General features: G+C 43.9%; 15 protein-coding genes. 12 read left to right on the top strand and 3 right to left on the bottom strand.

Features of this window, described 5'->3' with window-relative positions:
- Positions 1-166: 166 nt before the first annotated feature.
- Both JMF81_RS14960 and JMF81_RS14965 read left to right on the top strand, forming a co-directional pair.
- Complete coding sequence (locus tag JMF81_RS14960; RefSeq protein ID WP_201312231.1) at positions 167-1,774, top strand: CTP synthase; 1,608 nt, start codon at positions 167-169, stop codon at positions 1,772-1,774.
- A gap of 95 nt (positions 1,775-1,869) precedes the next feature.
- On the top strand, positions 1,870-3,126 hold the full coding sequence (locus JMF81_RS14965) for an alcohol dehydrogenase catalytic domain-containing protein (protein WP_201312243.1): 1,257 nt from the start codon (positions 1,870-1,872) through the stop codon (positions 3,124-3,126).
- 161 nt (positions 3,127-3,287) lie between these two features.
- Here the strand turns inward: JMF81_RS14965 and JMF81_RS14970 are convergent, their stop codons facing one another.
- Positions 3,288-5,915, bottom strand: coding sequence for a heavy metal translocating P-type ATPase (locus tag JMF81_RS14970; protein ID WP_201312232.1), 2,628 nt, complete (start codon positions 5,913-5,915; stop codon positions 3,288-3,290).
- 271 nt (positions 5,916-6,186) lie between these two features.
- Here JMF81_RS14970 and JMF81_RS14975 point away from each other — a divergent pair, with 271 nt between their 5' ends.
- The 8 genes from JMF81_RS14975 (at position 6,187) to JMF81_RS15010 (ending at position 16,081) form a co-directional block, all read left to right on the top strand.
- A complete protein-coding gene (locus tag JMF81_RS14975; RefSeq protein ID WP_201312233.1) occupies positions 6,187-7,443 on the top strand; it encodes a zinc-binding dehydrogenase in 1,257 nt (418 codons plus the stop codon).
- A 26-nt stretch (positions 7,444-7,469) separates the two neighbouring features.
- Positions 7,470-8,243 (top strand): DeoR/GlpR family DNA-binding transcription regulator, encoded by a 774-nt coding sequence (locus JMF81_RS14980; RefSeq protein ID WP_201312234.1) that lies wholly within the window; start codon positions 7,470-7,472, stop codon positions 8,241-8,243.
- Positions 8,244-8,458: 215 nt separating this feature from the next.
- Complete coding sequence (locus JMF81_RS14985) at positions 8,459-9,712, top strand: zinc-binding dehydrogenase (protein WP_201312235.1); 1,254 nt, start codon at positions 8,459-8,461, stop codon at positions 9,710-9,712.
- Between the two features lie 13 nt (positions 9,713-9,725).
- Positions 9,726-10,502 carry a DeoR/GlpR family DNA-binding transcription regulator gene (locus JMF81_RS14990; RefSeq protein WP_201312236.1) on the top strand — a complete coding sequence of 259 codons (777 nt, stop codon included), beginning with the start codon at positions 9,726-9,728 and terminating at the stop codon, positions 10,500-10,502.
- 300 nt (positions 10,503-10,802) lie between these two features.
- On the top strand, positions 10,803-12,224 hold the full coding sequence (locus JMF81_RS14995) for a PTS mannitol transporter subunit IICB (protein WP_201312237.1): 1,422 nt from the start codon (positions 10,803-10,805) through the stop codon (positions 12,222-12,224).
- 248 nt (positions 12,225-12,472) lie between these two features.
- Positions 12,473-12,625, top strand: a complete 153-nt coding sequence (locus tag JMF81_RS16830; RefSeq protein ID WP_308805597.1) for a hypothetical protein — start codon at positions 12,473-12,475, stop codon at positions 12,623-12,625.
- Positions 12,570-14,651 carry a BglG family transcription antiterminator gene (locus tag JMF81_RS15005; protein WP_201312238.1) on the top strand — a complete coding sequence of 694 codons (2,082 nt, stop codon included), beginning with the start codon at positions 12,570-12,572 and terminating at the stop codon, positions 14,649-14,651. Before JMF81_RS16830 ends, JMF81_RS15005 begins: the two co-directional genes overlap by 56 nt.
- 143 nt (positions 14,652-14,794) lie before the next feature.
- Complete coding sequence (locus tag JMF81_RS15010) at positions 14,795-16,081, top strand: homoserine dehydrogenase (protein ID WP_201312239.1); 1,287 nt, start codon at positions 14,795-14,797, stop codon at positions 16,079-16,081.
- 124 nt (positions 16,082-16,205) lie between these two features.
- Here the strand turns inward: JMF81_RS15010 and JMF81_RS15015 are convergent, their stop codons facing one another.
- Positions 16,206-16,607: a MerR family transcriptional regulator gene (locus JMF81_RS15015; RefSeq protein WP_201312240.1), complete on the bottom strand. Its 402-nt coding sequence runs from the start codon at positions 16,605-16,607 to the stop codon at positions 16,206-16,208.
- A gap of 123 nt (positions 16,608-16,730) precedes the next feature.
- Here JMF81_RS15015 and JMF81_RS15020 point away from each other — a divergent pair, with 123 nt between their 5' ends.
- On the top strand, positions 16,731-17,498 hold the full coding sequence (locus JMF81_RS15020) for an EFR1 family ferrodoxin (RefSeq protein ID WP_201312241.1): 768 nt from the start codon (positions 16,731-16,733) through the stop codon (positions 17,496-17,498).
- An 18-nt stretch (positions 17,499-17,516) separates the two neighbouring features.
- A complete protein-coding gene (locus JMF81_RS15025) occupies positions 17,517-18,428 on the top strand; it encodes an alpha/beta hydrolase family protein (RefSeq protein WP_201312242.1) in 912 nt (303 codons plus the stop codon).
- Between the two features lie 131 nt (positions 18,429-18,559).
- On the opposite strand, the gene JMF81_RS16440 is transcribed toward JMF81_RS15025, so the two are convergent.
- On the bottom strand, positions 18,560-19,008 hold a 449-nt coding region (locus tag JMF81_RS16440; RefSeq protein WP_308805596.1), incomplete at its 5' end, for a DDE-type integrase/transposase/recombinase.

Consider the following 19,008-nt stretch of genomic DNA (forward strand, 5'->3'; position numbering starts at 1 on the left):
TTTTCGCTGCTGTATGGGCGCTTTCTTTGATACAGGACATGACAGCCGAAAAATTTTGTACAAAAACTATTCAGAAATGTCAATGACAAACACGGGAGAATATGTTATGATAGTACTTTAGTTAGGATAAAATAAGAGAAAGATTCACATATTAGGAGGAAATATCATGCCAGTAAAATACGTATTTGTTACCGGTGGAGTTGTATCCGGACTTGGAAAGGGAATTACAGCAGCTTCTCTGGGACGATTACTGAAAGCAAGAGGGTATTATGTAACAAGCCAGAAGTTTGACCCGTATATCAATATCGATCCGGGGACGATGAACCCAATCCAGCACGGAGAGGTGTTTGTAACAGACGATGGAGCAGAGACTGACCTGGATCTGGGACATTATGAAAGATTTATTGATGAGGGACTGAATAAAAAATCAAATGTTACGACAGGAAAGGTTTACTGGAGTATATTGTCCAAGGAAAGACGTGGAGATTATGGAGGAAATACTGTTCAGGTAATTCCTCATGTAACCAACGAGATCAAAAGCCGTTTTTACCGCAGCGATGATACCAGCCGTCAGGAAGTAGCGATCATCGAGATCGGAGGTACGGTAGGAGATATCGAAAGCCAGCCGTTTTTAGAGGCATTAAGACAGTTCCAGCATGAAGTGGGACATGAAAACTGCATTTTGATCCATGTAACTTTGATTCCTTATCTGAAGAGCTCAGGAGAGCTGAAGACAAAACCGACGCAGGCAAGTGTAAAAGATCTGCAGGGAATGGGAATTCAGCCGGATATTCTGGTCTGCCGTTCAGATTATCCGTTAAATGACGGAATCAAGAGAAAGATCGCGCAGTTCTGTAATGTGGAGAAAGATCGTGTTATCCAGAATCTGGATGCAGAGATCTTGTATGAAGTACCGCTGATGATGGAAAAAGAGCGTCTTGCTCATGAAGTATGTGCCTGTCTGCATATGTCCTGTCCGGATCCGGATCTGGATGAATGGAAGAAGATGATCGAGAACTGGAAACATCCAAAACACAAAGTAGAGGTTGCTCTGGTTGGAAAATATGTTTCTCTGCACGATGCTTATATCAGCGTTGTGGAATCTTTGCAGCACGCAGGGGTTGCTAATTCCGCGGATGTTTCAATCCGCTGGGTGGATTCTGAGAGAGTCAGCTCTTATAATGTAGAGGAAATGCTGGGCGGAGTCCATGGAATCATCGTTCCGGGAGGATTTGGAGACCGCGGAATCGAAGGAATGATCTGCGCCATCCAGTATGCAAGGGAAAAACAGATTCCTTATCTCGGATTATGTCTGGGAATGCAGCTTACCATCGTGGAATTCGCGAGAAACGTACTGGGATACGCAGATGCTCACAGCAAAGAGTTTAATGAAGAAACGACACATCCGATGATCCATATTATGCCGGATCAGGATGGAGTTACGGATCTTGGAGGAACCCTGAGACTTGGATCTTATCCATGTGTGCTGGCGGATGGATCTAAGGCAGCAGAGCTTTATGGGGAAAAAGAAATCCATGAGAGACATCGTCACAGATATGAGGTCAATAACAAGTATCGAGATGTTCTCCAGGAGAACGGAATGATGCTTTCCGGATGTTCTCCGGATGGAAGAATCGTAGAGATGATCGAGATTCCTTCTCATCCATGGTTTATAGCAACACAGGCTCATCCGGAATTTAAATCAAGACCGAATAAAGCTCATCCGCTGTTCAGAGGATTTATTGAAGCGGCTTTAAAACATCAGGAGAAATAAAGTGATAAAAAACCTTTGGCACAGATTACATGTGCCGAAGGTTTTTATGTTATAATGAAAAGGACAGGTTGAATGCAGAATGGGAGGTGCGGGTTATAAAAGTTAAAGGCGTAAGACTCTACGGAGTAAAAGATATCAGACTGGAAGAGTTTGAACTCCCTGAGATTGAAGAAGATCAGATATTATTGAAGATAATATGCAATGGGATTGCGATGTCGACGTTAAAGGAAATTACACTGGCACAGAGACATCTGAGAGTGCCAAAGAATATACGAAGAAAACCGGTTCTGATCGGACATGAGTTTTCCGGTGTGATCGAGAAGGTCGGAAGCCGCTGGAAGGATGAGTACAAAGAAGGAGATACTTTTGTTGTGGTACCGGAAGTGCCCAATCAGATTGAATCTCCAGGATATTCCTACCAGTATTTTGGAGGCGCGGCGACATACTGTATCATACCGGGAGATGTGATTGAGAAAGGATGTCTGCTGCGTTATGACGGTGATACATTTTATGAACCGGCGATGGCACAGGCATTGTACAGTATTGTGGGAAGCTTTCATTCCAATTATCACAGCATGCCGGGATCTCATGAACACATTTCCGGAATTAAGGAAGGGGGCAACACGATCATTCTGGGAGGCTGCGGTCCTATGGGGGTTATGGCGATCCGTTATGTACTCCAGATGGAAAAGAAACCAAAACGTCTTGTGATCACAGACACCAATGCCGTAAGGATAGAGCGGGCAAGAAAGCTGATTACGGTACAGGAAGCTGAACGATGCGGTGTGGATCTGTATTATATTAATCCGGAGATGTTTCCGGATCCGGCGCCGGTTCTGCTGGCGATCACCAATGAAAAAGGCTATGATGATGTGTTTGTTTATGCGCCGCCGAAAAATGTCGCGGAATTGGGAAACCGGATCATGGCAATGGATGGATGCATGAATATTTATGCGGCAACTGCGGATAAAAAATACCGGGCAGGCATGAATATTTATGGCAGCCATTATTTGAAAACGAAGCTGATCGGTTCTTCCGGCGGACTTCGGTCCGATATGGAGGAAGCCATTGATCTTATTTTAAGCGGCAGGATCAATATGGCAGAGAATATTACCCATGTGGGAGGATTGGACGCAATCGTTGATACAACGCTGTATTTAAAGAAAATGGTAGGAGAGAAAAAGATTGTTTATAATCAAATCAATATGCCGCTGACAGCCATTGAAGATTTCAGAAAGCTTGGAAATGAGGATCCGGTTTTTGAAAAACTGGCGGATGCCTGTGACCGGCATGGAGGTTTCTGGAACAAAGAGGCCGAAGACATTTTACTGAATGAATACGGGAAAAAATAAAGAAAGCCGGACAGATCGACTGTCCGGCTGATTTTTATTTCATAGAAAACTTCGTTCCTATGAAATAAAAACGCTCCGCGAGAATCACACTGCGGCGGAACGGAAGATACCGCTCATGCGCCCCGCCGCAGGCGGAGAATCCTGCTTTGCAGGATTCTTTCTTATTCAGCTGTTTGTTTTGGAACCCGCATGGCACGAATGGAATTAATGATGCAGATCATAGCGACACCTGTATCTGCGAATACAGCCATCCACATGTTGGCATAGCCAAGAAGACCCAGCACCATAACCAGGATTTTTACTGCCAGTGCAAATACTACATTCTGCCAGGCGATACGGCAGGATTTTTTTCCAATACGGATAGCTTCCGGAATGGCACTGACACTGGAACGCATAAATACTACATCGGCAGCTTCAATTGCGGCGTCGGCACCGCTTCCCATGGCAGCTCCGCAGTCGGCACCGGCCAGGACAGGAGCGTCATTGATACCGTCTCCAATAAACATAACAGCTCCGTTTTTGGACCGTTCTTCTTTTAACTTCTGAAGTTTCTCATCTGGAAGAAGATGAGAATAAACGGTATCGATTCCTGTTTCACGGGCAATGGCTTCTGCGCTGGCAGCAGAATCTCCTGTCAGCATAACGGTATGGAGTCCCTGGGCTTTTAATGCCTGGATTGCAGATTTGGCGTCTTCTTTCAAAGTATCAGAAATAATGATACAGCCTATTAGTTTTCCGTCCCGGGCAAGGAGCACTTCGGTTCCGTAATCAGAAGGAGAAGGATTCTCTCCGCTGATGTGATACCGTTTCATAAGTTTGCTGTTGCCGGCAAGAATCTGATGGTCTCCAATGGTAATCACAGATCCATGTCCGGCGATTTCTTTTACAGAATCTGCCGCAGGATAGGAAACTCCTTCTTCCCGGGCTGCCTCCAGGATACTCTTGCCGATCGGATGGGTGGAATCAGCCTCACAGGCAGCGGCAAGAGACAGGAGGTCCTGCCTGGATTCACTGCCAAAAGAACAGATCTTCTGCACCTGGAAGTTGCCTTTGGTAATTGTTCCAGTCTTATCCATAATTACAGATTTAATCTGTTTCAGAGTCTCCAGAGCGATACCGCCTTTAAACAGGATGCCTTGTTTAGAACCGGCTCCGATTCCTGAGAAAAATGCCAGAGGAACGCTTAAGACCAGAGCACAAGGACAGCTGATAACAAGGAAGGTGAGTGCGGTATAAATCCAGTGATTCCAGTTTCCGGTTACCAGAGATGGAATCACAGCAGTGGCCAGAGCAAGGAATACGACAAAAGGCGTATAAACCCTGGAGAATCTTGTGATGAAACGATCCATTTTTGGCTTGCTTGCAGCCGCGTTTTCCACAGAATCCATAATACGGGTTACCATAGACTCTTCCAGCGGTTTTTCCACTTTCATTTTAATCAGTCCGGAAGTATTGACACATCCGGAAATTACAGAGGATCCGGGAGATGCCGCAGCAGGTACCGGTTCTCCGGTTACAGGAGAAGTATCGATCATTGTTTCACCGCTTATGATAACGCCATCCAGAGGAATCCGGTCTCCGGGACGAACCTGAAGGATGTCGCCGACATCTGCGTCCTGGGCATTGATTTCTGTAATCGTACCATCTGTTTCTACATAATGTACAACTTCTGGCCGCATATCGATAACATCCATGATCTGGGAACGGCTTCTCTCCACTGCTTTGCTCTCAAACAGTTCTCCGATTCGGTAGAAAAGCATAACTCCAACTGCTTCGGCAAAATCTCCAACGGCGAAAGCTCCGATCGTAGCAACGCTCATCAGGAAATTTTCATCGAATACCTGTCCTCTGGAAATATTTTTCAGGGCAGTCACAATGATCCTGATACCTAAAATCAGATATGCGGCAATAAAACAGATATCACCGGCAGAAGCCAGCGGAGATTCCAGAAGTTTTCCGGCGATGAAAAGCGCGATTCCCAGGATAATGCAGATCAGGGATTTGGTATCTTCTGTTATACCTGTACCAGACCTGGCCTTTTTGGTTTTTGAAGATCTGGAAGACCGGAGAGAAACGGTTACCTGCGGCTCAATGGAAGCACAGATTTCCTGAATCTGAGGCAGCAGAGAAGGAGCATCTTCAGCCCATACTCTTAGCTGGCTGGTTGCGTAAGTAAGATTCGCAGCTTCTACGCCGGGAAGACGGCTGATTTTTTCTTCCATTTTTCCGGCACAATGAGCACATCCAAGGTTTTCTAACAGAAAAACAACAGCAGGGCCGCTGCCTTCCCGGACTGCGGCAGCCGGAGTATGATCATGGAAGTGTTCGTGCTCATGACCGCAGTCACAGTGCTCATGATCGTGGCCGCAGTGTTCATGATGATGTTCATGCTCACCGCAGTCACAGTGTTCATGGTGGTGTTCATGATCGTGGCCGCAGTGTTCATGATGGTGTTCATGCTCACCGCAGTCACAGTGTTCATGATGGTGTTCGTGCTCATGGCTGCAGTGTTCATGATGATGTTTGTGTTCGGAATGGGCATGCTGACGTCTGGCTTTTCTTTGTTCAGCAGCAGAATCCAATTCCAAAAGTTCAATGTCTGGCTCGATTCGGGAGCAGATTTCCTGTAAAGAAGAAAGAATATCTTCTTTCATAGTATCCACATACAGCCGTTTCATAGGATAGGAAATGACTGCATTGGTGATTTCAGGGAGACGGTTGATCCGTTCTTCCATTTTTGCGGCACAATGGGCGCAGTCAAGATGTTTTAGTTCATAAACTTTTTTCATATATAAGATCTCCTGTTAAAATCATTGACAGAATATAATTAAAAGATTGTTTAATTGTTTACGCTTTAAATATAATACCTTAAAAAAGAAAAGTCAATACAAGAAAAGAAAGAGATGAAAATATTATTTTGTCAATTGAAATAGTGAAAAGAAAACGAAGAAAAGGGTTGTCAAATGAAAAAAATCGTGATACGATATTTTTATAATAAAAATAAATGAAAGAAAACAAAAAGAAACAATGTGCATTTATTTTCATTTTAGGAGGAACGCTATGAAAGTTAAAGGTGTAAGATTGTACGGGAAAGACGATATCCGGCTGGAGGAATTTGAACTGCCGGAGATCAAGGATGATGAAATTCTGGTAAAAGTTATGAGTGACAGTATCTGCATGTCTACATGGAAGATGGTAAAACAGGGAGCAAACCATAAGAGAGTGCCGGCAGATGTTGCGGATCATCCGGTTATCATCGGACATGAATTTGCAGGAGACATTGTGAAGGTAGGAAAGAAATGGCAGGATCAGTTTAAGCCAGGACAGAAATTTGCTCAGCAGCCGGCAATTCCTGGTCAGGCAGAATCACCAGGATATTCTTATACCCAGTGTGGAGGAGCAGCTACCTACTGTATTTTCCCGAATGATATCATTGAAGCGGGATGTTTATGGACTTATGAAGGAGATTCTTATTTTGAGTCTTCTGTAGCAGAGCCAATGTGCTGTGTCATCTGCGGATATAAGACCAATTATCATACAAAAGACAGATATGAACATGTAATGGGAACGAAAAAAGGCGGAAGCATTGCCATTCTTGGAGGATGCGGACCTATGGGGCTTGGAGCCGTAAGTTATGCGCTTGCTACGGATAATAAGCCGGCTAAAGTGGTTGTAACCGATGTGGATGATGCAAAACTTGCAAGAGCGAATGAAGTGATTTCTGTTGAAGAAGCAAAAGAAAAGGGTGTGGAACTGATCTATATCAATACGGCAGATATGAAAGATCCCGCAGAAGAATTGAAAGCATTGTCTGTGGACGGAAAAGGATTTGATGACGTATTTGTATATGTTCCAATTAAGAGCGTTGCAGAACTTGGAAATCAGATTCTGGGATATGATGGATGTATGAACCTGTTTGCAGGACCGACAGATCCTAATTTCTCAGCAGAGATCAATCTTTACGACTGTCATTATAATTCTACAAGGATTCTTGGAAGCACAGGCGGAAGCATTGACGATATGAAAGAAGCAATCAACAGAGCAGCGAAAAAAGAGATCAAACCATCTGTTATGATTACTCATGTTGGAGGAATTAACTCTATCGTTGACACAACTATGAATCTGCCGGATATTCCGGGTGGAAAGAAACTGACATATCTTCAGTTTGATATGCCAATGACGGCGATTGCGGATTTAAGGAATTTAGCAGATGAAGATCCATTCTTTAATGAACTGGCTGATATCTGTGACAGACATAATGGATTGTGGAGCGCAGAAGCAGAACAGGCATTGTTCGCACATTATGGAGTAAAATAGCAGGAAAAGAAGAAGGCAGGTGGAATATGTTCGCACAGGAAAGAAGAGAACAGATCATAAAATATTTAAAAGAAAAAAAAAGAGTCGAAGTGAAGGATCTGGAAAAGATATTCCAAGTCAGCGGAGCGACACTGCGGACTGATTTAAGAGAGCTGGAAAAAGAAGGACGGCTTGTGCGGACCCATGGAGGAGCACTGTACCGTGAGGAAGAGGTACAGAGAGAAGATCTTCCGAAGAGCAGGAAAAATCAGGCAGAGAAACAACTGATTGCCAGGGAGGCAGTAAAGTATATCTGTGAAGGGGATGTGATTATCCTGGACAGCGGATCAACAACGCTGGAACTTGCGAGAGAATTAAAAGACGCAAGAAATTTAAAGATTATAACCAATGATCTTCAGATTGCTCTGGAACTGCAGGAGAATCTTTGGATTGACCTGTATCTTGTGGGAGGAAGAGTGAGAAACGGCTTTCGTCTGACTCACGGCTCCATTGGTATTGATTTCCTGAGAGGAATCTCAGCGCATAAAGTTTTTTCGTCACCGAACGCATTGTCAGTCTATGACGGGCCGACGACCAGCAATGAAGAGATGAGAGCGGTTAAGCAGCAGATGATGAAAGCGGCGAGAGAAGCCTATATGCTGTGTGACAGCAGCAAGATCGGGAAAAAAGCATTCTGCAAATTTGCAGATATATCAGATTTCTGCCGGATTATCACAGATGACGGAATCAGCCAGAGAGACCGTGACATATTGGAACGAAAAGATACGATTCTAACTGTATGCAAAAAAGAGTCCGCCTGAAAATTTCAAGATCGTAAAACAGGAAGGAACTTATTCTATGGAAATAAGCCATAGGATAGGTTCCTTTTTATGTCTCCTGATGTTTTTCGAGATATAATGTGGTATTTTTTTGGAAAATGTGATTTTCCTATTGAAATAGACCACATAAAATGATAATATATTTTCAAAATAAAAAAAATAAAAAATAAAATGAAAGAAACAGAAAGGAGAATGAGATGAAAGCAGAAGGAGTCAGAATGTACGGAGCGCATGATATCCGCCTGGAAGAATTTGAACTTCCACAGATCAAAGAAGATGAGATTCAGCTGAAGATCATGAGCGACAGTATCTGTATGTCTACCTGGAAAGAAGTGAAATTGGGAGCCGGGCACATCCGCGTTCCGGACAGCATCAGAGAAAACCCTGTGATCATCGGACATGAGATGTCCGGAATGATCGAAAAAGTAGGGAAGAAATGGCAAAAGGAATATCAGGAAGGGGAACGTTTTGTTGTCCTGCCGGGAATTCCGGGACAGATGGGAGCTCCGGGTTATTCCTACGAATATTTCGGGGGAGCGGTTACCCGCTGCATTGTTCCGAATGATGTAATTGAAAAAGGATGCCTCCTGCATTATAACGGAGATTCTTTTTTTGAAGTTTCCGTATCTGAGCCAATGTACTGTATCATTGGGGGCTATCAGGCCAACTATCATACAAAGCCGGAAACACATGAACATTTTATCGGGGCGAAAGAAGGCGGAAATATTGCGATTCTCGGAGGCTGCGGACCAATGGGGTTAGGCGCTGTAAGCTATGCTCTTGCCATGGAGAAAAAACCGAAAATGATCGTAGTGACAGAAATCGATCAGGATCGCCTTGACAGGGCAAGGCAGGTGATTTCAGAAAAAGAAGCGGAAGAAAAAGGAATAGAGCTTCGCTATGTTAATACAGCCTGCATGAAAGACGAGGCAGAGGAGCTGATGGCGCTGACCGGAGGAGAAGGATATCATGATGTATTTGTATATGCTCCGGTGCAGCAGATTGCGGAAACGGGGAACCGGATCCTGGCATTTGATGGATGTATGAATTTGTTTGCAGGTCCTGCGGACAGTGGGTTTTCTGCAGATATGAATCTGTATGACTGTCATTATCGGAACACAAAGATTGTAGGTTCGTCTGGAGGCATCAAGGCCGATCTTCTGGAAGCTCTGGACTTGATTTCAAAGAAAAAAGTCGAGCCGGCAGTGATGATAACTCATATTGGCGGTCTGGATGCCTATGCGGATACGACACTCCATCTGCCGGAGATCCCGGGAGGGAAAAAGCTTATTTATACCCAAATTCACATGCCGTTGACAGCAATTGAAGATTTTCGTAAAATAGGGGAAACGAAGCCTTTGTTCCTGAAACTGGCAGATGCCTGCGACCGGCACAAAGGACTGTGGAATCAGGAAGCGGAAAAGATTCTGTTAGATTATTTTGGAGTATAGGAAGATAAAATCTATGTTTGCACGAGAACGGAAAGAAGCTTTGCTGCTCTATATGAGGCAGCATAAAAAGGCCGGTATTCAGGAACTCTCAGCAGAATTTGGGGTAACGGGAGCCACGATCCGGACAGATTTAAGAGAGATGGAGAAACAGGGGATTTTGATCCGCACTCATGGAGGGGCTATTCTGAACCAGGAGGAAGTGGAAAAGGAGAGTCAGCTGCATCTTCGAAGAAGAATTTATTCAGAGCAAAAACGACAGATTGGCAGTCTGGCGAGGCAGTTTGTCAGGGAAGGCGACATCATTCTTGTAGACAGCGGTACGACGATGGTGGAATTTGCGTCCGGCCTGATCAATTTTGAGAAACTGAAGGTTGTGACCAATGATCTGACGATTGCGCTGGAACTGCAGAAAAGTCTGACCATAGAAGTGGTTCTGATTGGAGGCGATGTAAGAAATCGTTTTGAATGTACGATCGGCGCTTTTGGAACGGAATTTCTAAAACAGATTTCGGTGGATAAGATATTTTTGTCGCCGAATGCGTTGTCTTTGGAAAAGGGGCTGACAACTCCAAATGAGGAGACAGCAGCGATGAAGCGGGCAATGATACAGACGGCTTCTGAGGGATATATCCTGTGCGACAGTTCAAAGATTGGAAAGAAGAATTTTTGTAAGTTTGCAGATTTAAATGAGTTTTCTTATCTGATTACGGATTCCGGAATCAGCGGGCATGACAGGAAAGCTCTGGAGCAGGAAGGTTTGCATGTATTTGTATGTGAAGGGGAATACTGAATAAAATCAGTATTCCCTTTTTCTTTGAAAACCAGGAGAGGCATCTGTCAGGAACAGGATATACTATGTGATATTATATGGCAAAAAATGTATTTACATTTTAATATGAAAAAAACAGCAAATAAAATGAAAATTTTGTCAAAAATTTTTTTGAAAAACTTACCACTGCCTTTGGTGGACGATGGGCAAGACAGGGAATTATAATAGAGTCAAAGATAAACGTTTATTCTTAAGTCACTGTTTTTCTCTTGAAAATTTAGAGAAACAAAAGCAAAAAAGCAGAGGAAAAGGAGGAACATTATGGCAAGTAACTGGAAAGCCAAAGTTCAAAAAATGGGCGGATTCCTTTCCGGCATGGTAATGCCAAATATCGGAGCCCTGATTGCCTGGGGAATTGTAACCGCGTTATTTCTGGAGACAGGATATTTTCCAAATGAAAAATTAGCAGAATTGATTACACCAACCCTTACATATCTGATTCCACTTCTGTTCGCATATACTGGTGGATACAATGTGTATGGAAGGCGGGGTGCTGTTGCCGGAACGATTGCGACGATTGGTGTGATCGTAGGATCCGGTGTAACAATGATGATCGGTGGAATGGTTATGGGACCGCTTGGCGCATGGATCATCAAACAGGTGGACAAAGCTCTGGACGGACATGTAAAACCAGGTCTGGAGATGCTGGTAGATAACTTTTCATTAGGCATCATCGGAGCAGTCATGATGGTTGCCGGGTTTATGGCAATCTCACCGTTGTTTGCGGCAATTACAAACATCCTGACGGTGGGAGTGAATTTCCTGATTGATCACAATATTTTACCATTTGCCCCGATTTTTGTAGTTCCTGGACAGGTACTGTTCTTGAACAACGCAATTAACCATGGTATTTTTACACCGCTGGCTGTAGAACAGGCGGCGCATACAGGAAAATCCATCCTGTATCTGGTAGAGGCAAACGGCGGCAACTGGGCCGGACTGGTATTGGCCTTTTGTGTATTTGGAAAAGGAATGTCAAAAAAATCTGCTCCGGGAGCAGCGATCATTCATATCATAGGAGGAATCGGAGAAGTATCTTTCCCTTATGCTCTGATCAAGCCAATTACGATTCTTGGACCAATCTGTGGATCCATCGCAGCCTTGTTCTGGCTTCAGATCATGGACGGCGGAGCGGTAGCGGCAGTTTCTCCGGGATCTATCATTGCCCTGATCATTATGTCGCCAAAAGGAAAACTGTTTGTGAATGTAATGGGATATGTAATTGCAGCGGCCGTATCCTTTGTGATCGTAGCCTTCTTCCTGAAACGAGATAAGTCGATCGATGAGGAAGAAGAGGTGCAGGGCATTGATATGAGTCAGTTTGTGGAAAGCCACAATGCTCCGGGTGAGGAAAAAGAAGAAACAGCAAAAACATCTGGAAATGTTCAGAAGAGAAAGATCAAAAAGATCGCTTTTGCCTGTGATGCAGGAATGGGATCATCTGCCATGGGAGCTTCCATGCTGAAAACACAGCTGAATAAAGCGGGACTGTTTTTGGATGTCAGCCATGTTTCTATTCATCAGATTCCGGAAGATATTGACGTGGTCGTAACCAATACGAATCTTCTGGAAGCGGCAAAGAAAGAAGCGCCGGAGGGAATTCCAATCATTGAAATAAAAGAATTCCTGAATGCCGATGAACACAAGGCTATCGTGCAGCAGATCAAAGATATGATGGAATAAGAAAAAATACAGAAGGAAAAGGAACTCAGGGAACTGATTTTTCGTTCCCTGAGTTGTCAGTGCAAAAGTCGGAAGGGCGCAGAAAGAATGCTGAAACATATCATACCGTTTATCACAGAGAAGCTATACCTGAAAGTCAATCTTGAGAAAACGGCAGTATGCCATATCAGTAAGGTAAAGTATCTGGGATACGGCTTTTATACGACTGGGTGGATAACTACTGCCGGTACGCGGACATGAAGAAGCTGATGGAGGACACGGACAAATGGCTCCGCCACAGAATCTGTGCGGTGTACTGGAAACAATGGAAGAGAGTGCGGACCAGGAGCAAAGGAGCGAAAAATCATGATGATGTCAGCAAGGACAAAAGAAATTATCCAGATGGTAATCGCAGAACGTGAATACATTACAATCAAAGAGATAGCAGCAGGAATGGGAATATCGGAGCGCACAGTTTACCGGGAAATTCCAGAGGTAACCCGGGTGCTTGGAGAATATGAAATCACATTGGAGACGGTAAGCAAAAAGGGGATTCGAATCATTGGAAAAGGAAAAAATATTCAGAAACTGCTTCAGGATCTGAACGATAAAATACGTGTCCAGGTTGTGGATCCGAAAGAGCGGCTGCATCTGATTGTGTTTCGGCTGCTGCATGAGAAAGAATTTATAAAGACGGAGGCCCTGGCCATTGATCTGAAGACATCCCTGCCTACTATAAGAAATGATTTAAAAAAAGCAGGAAAAGCCGCCGGGGATTATCATTTGTCTCTGATTCAGAAAAAAGGGGAAGGAATCATGCTTCAGGGACCCCAGATAGAAAAAGATCATCTTTTGATCCATGCACTAATGCAGAGTGTTGAGATTCAGGATCTCTATTTGTGGCTGGAGGGAGAATTTGAAAAGTCAAATCTGCTTCTGGAAGAAATGGAAGCATATGGATACCGGGAAATCTTCATGGAATTTCATAAAATATTTCAAAATTTCGGGGGATGGCTGGAAAAGAAAAAGCTTTATCTGGAAGACATCAGTTATTTGGAAATGATTTTCTTTATGGCGCTGATGGTAAGACATCATCAAGAAGGAAATGAGATGGAAGTCAGAGAATACCAGATGGAGGAAATAAAATCGGATGAACAAATCCTGGCAGGAGAAATCAGAGAAAAGATCCAAAGCCGCTTTCAGATAGAACTTACCGGAGGAGAAGAACGATATTTAAACTGGGTGGTGCACACCACAGTTGCGTCTCATCCTGAAGAAACCGCGCTGGAGGCCAATCCTGAGATGAGAATAAGGGTTTCTGAATTTGTAAAACGGGTAGAGGAATCCATGGGAATTTATCTGAGCCGGGATCAGAAATTAATGGACGGCTTGATCATTCATATTGATAAAGCTCTGAAAAGAACCAGGAGCGGCATGAGCATCTCGAATCCAATCATTCGTGAAATTGAGAAAGATTATGAACAGTTATTTGATATTGTAAAAACCAGCGTCCGCGAGGCGTTCCCGGAAGACTATTTTCCAGAGGATGAAATCGGGTATCTGGTTTTATATTTTGCCGTGTCCCTGGACAATATTACGAAAAAAACCTTTCGGATCCTGGTTGTCTGTTCCAGCGGCATGGGTTCTTCCAAAATGCTGGCCAGCCGGCTGGAAAGAGAAATACCGGAAATTTATGTAAGAAAAATCGTATCATTGATCGGTCTGGGGAAAGAGGATCTCAATGAATATGATCTTATTTTATCCACAGTTCCGCTGTATTTGGATTCCAGTGATTACCTGAAGGTATCTCCGCTGTTAAATCCGCAGGAACTGGAAATGGTAAAAGAGAAGATCCGGCGTCATAAACATAAAACATTAAAGAGGATCGGAGCCCGGGAGCGGCATGCCGGGAAATGGGAATCCATGGATGGAATGCTGGCGCTTTCCCAGCTAAACGAATTTACCCGCTATTCTCTTACGCTGCTGGAGGATTTTAGTGTGATCGATCTGGAGGCAGGTACCGATATGGAAACAACATATCAAAAGATTGGCCAGTGGTCCCGGGAAATTGATCTGAATCTGGATGGAGAAGAGCTGATCCGGTATTACAGGGAGAAAAAGGCAATGGAATGTTATTTTGTAATTCCCTCTACGAAAGTTGGATATTTCGAATGCTTTCTGGAAAAAATCAGGAAACCGGCGCTGCTGGTCTGTCATTTTCAGGAGGAGAAGATCGAAGAAGAATATGCAGGGGACAGAATTTGCTCTATGGCAGCGATGTTTTATCCTAAAAAGCTTAATTTTCTGGAGCGGGAGTTTGTAGGTACGATTACAGATATGATCATTGACGATGCCAACGTGATCCAGATGATGGAACAGGGAGATGAGGAAGGAATCAAACGATGTTTAAGTTTCCGGTTCCTGGAGTATATCCGGAATATCGTATGAGTTTTTTGAAAAAAAGAATAGGCGAAAATTTTAAATTATGGTATACTTAAACTTATCTATACAATGCGGACAAAGAATATCGTAGGATTTGAAGTGATTTCAATCTGATTTATCAGGAAAAACAATAGAAAAGGAAGTGTATCATGGCAGAATTAAACAAAGTAAAAGTCGCCCTTCTTGGTTCCGGAACGGTAGGAACCGGCGTATATAAACTGATCAACCGGCAGCGCAAAGAGATGCCTTATAAGGTAGGAGCAGATCTTGTAGTAGAAAAAGTTCTGGTCCGTGACAAGAATAAGAAAAGAGAGGGCATTGATTCTTCTCTTTTAACCGATCAATGGGAAGATATTATCCTGGATGATGATATTCAGATCGTTGTTGAGGTTATGGGAGGAATCGAGCCGGCCCATACATATATTAAAGAAGCCCTGCAGGCAGGCAAGAATGTGGTTACTGCCAACAAAGATCTGATCGCGGAATATGGAAAAGAACTTTTGGATACGGCAGAGGAGAATGGATGTGATCTGCTGTTTGAAGCTTCTGTTGCAGGAGGAATTCCTATCCTCAGACCATTAAAGCATTGTCTGGCGGGAAATTATCTGACAGAGGTAATGGGAATCGTTAATGGAACGACCAACTTTATTCTGACCAAGATGGCAGAAGAAGGAATGGAATTTAAAGAAGCCCTGGCGCTGGCAACTGAACTGGGATATGCAGAAGCAGATCCTACAGCGGACATCGAAGGGTATGATGCAGGAAGAAAGATGGCGATCATGGCATCCATCGCATTTAATTCCAGAGTGACATTTGATGATGTCTACACAGAAGGGATTACCAACATTTCATCAAAAGATATTCAGTATGCCAAAGAGATGGGATGCGCAATCAAGCTTCTTGGAGTGGCAAGGAATACAGAAACCGGCATTGAAGTCCGGGTTCATCCGATGCTGATTCCGCTGGATCATCCATTAGCCGGAGTTAATGATGCTTTTAATGCGGTTTTTGTTCATGGAGACGCAGTAGATGATGCGATGTTTTACGGACGGGGAGCCGGAGAGATGCCGACAGCGAGTGCGGTTATGGGCGATATCATTGATGTTGCGAGAAATATCCAGTTCCACTGCTGTGGACGGATCCATTGTACCTGCTACAAAAATCTCCCGATCAAGAAGATCACAGAGATTGAAAGCAAATATTTCATGCGGATGCTGGTAGAAGATAAACCGGGAGTCCTTGCCAAGATAGCAGATACTCTTGGACGCAATAATGTAAGCATTGCGCAGGTGGTGCAGAAGAATAAGATCAATGATCTGGCAGAACTGGTTGTTATTACAGATTCTGTTTTGGAACAGAATTTTGCAGATGCGCTTACCAGTATCAAGGGAATGGATATTACAAAAGAAATTTCCACGGTGATCCGTGTTTACTAGAGAATCATTCTTTTACATAATAAAAGGAGGACAGCACATGATTTGATGTGCTGTCCGTTTTTGGTTTTACAGGCAGCTCCGTTCCTGTGAAATAAAAAAGAATTCTGCAAAGCAGGATTCTTTTTTATTCCCTGTTTGTTGGGATCAGGTTGCTGACATAAGGCCGTCTGCCGGAAAGAACTTCGTCATAAAACTGCTGTTTATGATCAATGTAGCGGATCGAATCTTCCAGATTGTGAATCTGGGCTAACAGTTCCTGGCGTTTCTGGTCCAGGATTTTTTTGCGTTCCTGAATGGTAGAGGCGCCCTGCAGACATAAATCTAAGTACGCTTTCATATCTTTTATGCTCATGCCGCAGTTTTTCAGACAGGTAAGACTTTTGATCCATGCCACATCATGTTCGTCAAAAACTCTTCGATTGTTTTTGTCACGCTTTACATTGGGAACCAGACCTTCGTTGCAGTAAAATTTTAATGTCTGATACGTGAGATTGGTTTCCCGGCATGTCTGCATCATCGTGTACATCGCATTCTCCTTTCAGTCTTTTGTTTTTATAAAAAATTTTCAGAAAGTTCTTGACCGATAGTAACAATCGGTTGATACAATTACATTATAAATGGGAAATAGAAGAAAGGCAAGGGATGAAACATGGTATTTTATTTTACTGGAACAGGAAATAGTCTTTATATAGCAAAACAAATCGAAGCAGAACCGGTCAGCATACCTCAGGTGATAAAAAGAGAAACACTGGATTTCAGCGATGACAGCATCGGGATTGTCTGTCCGGTATATGGACACGAAGTGCCGCCGATGGTGAAAGATTTTATGAAAAAAGCGGAATTTCATACGGATTATTTCTATATGATACTTACATATGGAAACCGTCACGGCGGTGCGGCGGAGCTGGCCAGAGATTTATGCCTGGAATGCGGGATTGAGCCCGATTATATCAATGTGGTTCTGATGATCGACAACTGGCTTCCGGGTTTTGATATGGAAGAACAGAAGCATATGGATAAAAATATAGAGGGACAGATGGATAAAATTCTTGGCAGCCTGAAAAAACGGGAACATAAGATTTCAGATGTAACGGATCAGGACCGGGCGGCACATATAGAGTTTCTGACCAGGATGAAAGGGCTTCCGGAAGACGCCTGGCAGCATCTGATCCGTGTGACAGACCGGTGCATCGGATGCGGTATCTGTGAAAAAGTCTGTCCATCTGGTTCCATTCATATGGAGAATGAAAAGGCGGTACATGTGCCGGGAAACTGCCAGACCTGCCTGGCTTGTGTTCATCACTGCCCACAAAAAGTGATTGGGTTAAATGTGCCGGAGAAGAATCCGAACGCAAGGTACCGCAACGAACATATTTCACTGGAGGAGATTATAGAAGCAAATCAGCAGGTGCAGTAGCCGGGAAGGAGTGAGCGGATGACCGGAAAGAAGTGGATGGTGTTTGGGATTGCCGCAGTTATTCTCATAGCGGCGTGTGCAGGCTGGATTGTATTTCACTGGCAGACGCCGACTTCAACGACTGGACAAAACAGAGAAGAGGAAGAGCGTTCTCAGAATTCAGATCCATCGTATTCTTATGGCAAAAGAGAGATTGATGTCACCAATAAAGGACAGAATATCTACGGAGTGGCATATGTCCCGAAAGGGAAAAGCGGGGAAATGCCTTTGGTTATCTGCTGCCATGGGCTGGGCGGTTCTTATATTAACAATGAAGATTACGCAGTATCCCTGGCGTCCAGGGGAATCGCGGCATACTGTTTTGATTTTCGCGGCGGCGGAGGCAGCCGGAGTGACGGGAAGACGACGGATATGTCGATCATGACGGAAGTTTCTGACATTGAGGCAGTTCTGGATGCCGCATCCCAATGGAAATTTGTGGACCCGGATCAGGTGGTGCTGCTGGGAACCAGCCAGGGAGGGGCTGCTTCGGCCATTGCCGCTGCCAGGCATAAAGATGAAATCGCGGGAGCGATCCTCCTCTATCCTGCATTTTTAATGCATGATGAGATCCACAGACAATTTGCCTCACTGGACGATGTTCCGGATAGTTTTTTCTTCCGGTGGATCACTTTGGGAAAAATTTACGCAGAGGATATATGGAATTATGACATTTATGACGAGATTGGAAATTATGATCAGAAAGTTTTGCTGATGCATGGGGATCAGGATGATATTGTGCCAATTCGTTATTCGGAAAGGGCGTCCAGAGTCTATCCGGACGCAGACTATTACGTAATCCCAGGTGCCGGCCATGGGTTTTACGGAGAGTCATTCCGCCAGGCAGAAAAGTATATCATCGATTATTTGCAGGAAATTAAGGTTCTTTGATGAGAAAGGAGAACGTAAATGAAACACAAAAAAATAATTGCGCTTCTGATGATTGGTGTGCTCCCCGTCAAGTAGACAGTGAAAAAAATATAAGTTTTTCTGCCAGTTGGTTTTACCAGCTGGCAGTTTTTTTATGCTGCCTGTAAATAACTCTCATGCTTTTCCATTGGCGTCATGACTCCGAGATTCCGTTGTAACCGTCGTCCATTATAATACGCTATGTATTCTTCTATCATGGACACGAGCATCTCTCTGCTTGTAAAACGCCTGCCATAATAACGTTCCCTTTTTATGATCCCCCAGAATCCTTCCATCGGACCATTATCGATACATTTTGCGACTCGTGACATGCTCTGTATCATCCCTGCTGCTTCCAGCCTTGCATGAAATGCTCTATTCGTATATTGGAAGCCCCTGTCACTATGGAAAAGCGGATGGGCATCAGGGTCTGCCTGGATCGCTGCATCAAAAGTACGGAATACCAGATCATTATTATTAGAGTCGCCTATGACGTAGGATACGATCCTCCTGTCGTATAAGTCGAGGATGGCGCTCAGATAAACCTTGTGTTTCTCAAGAC

The sequence above is a fragment of the Anaerostipes butyraticus genome (assembly GCF_016586355.1).
Taxonomy (GTDB): domain Bacteria; phylum Bacillota; class Clostridia; order Lachnospirales; family Lachnospiraceae; genus Anaerostipes; species Anaerostipes butyraticus.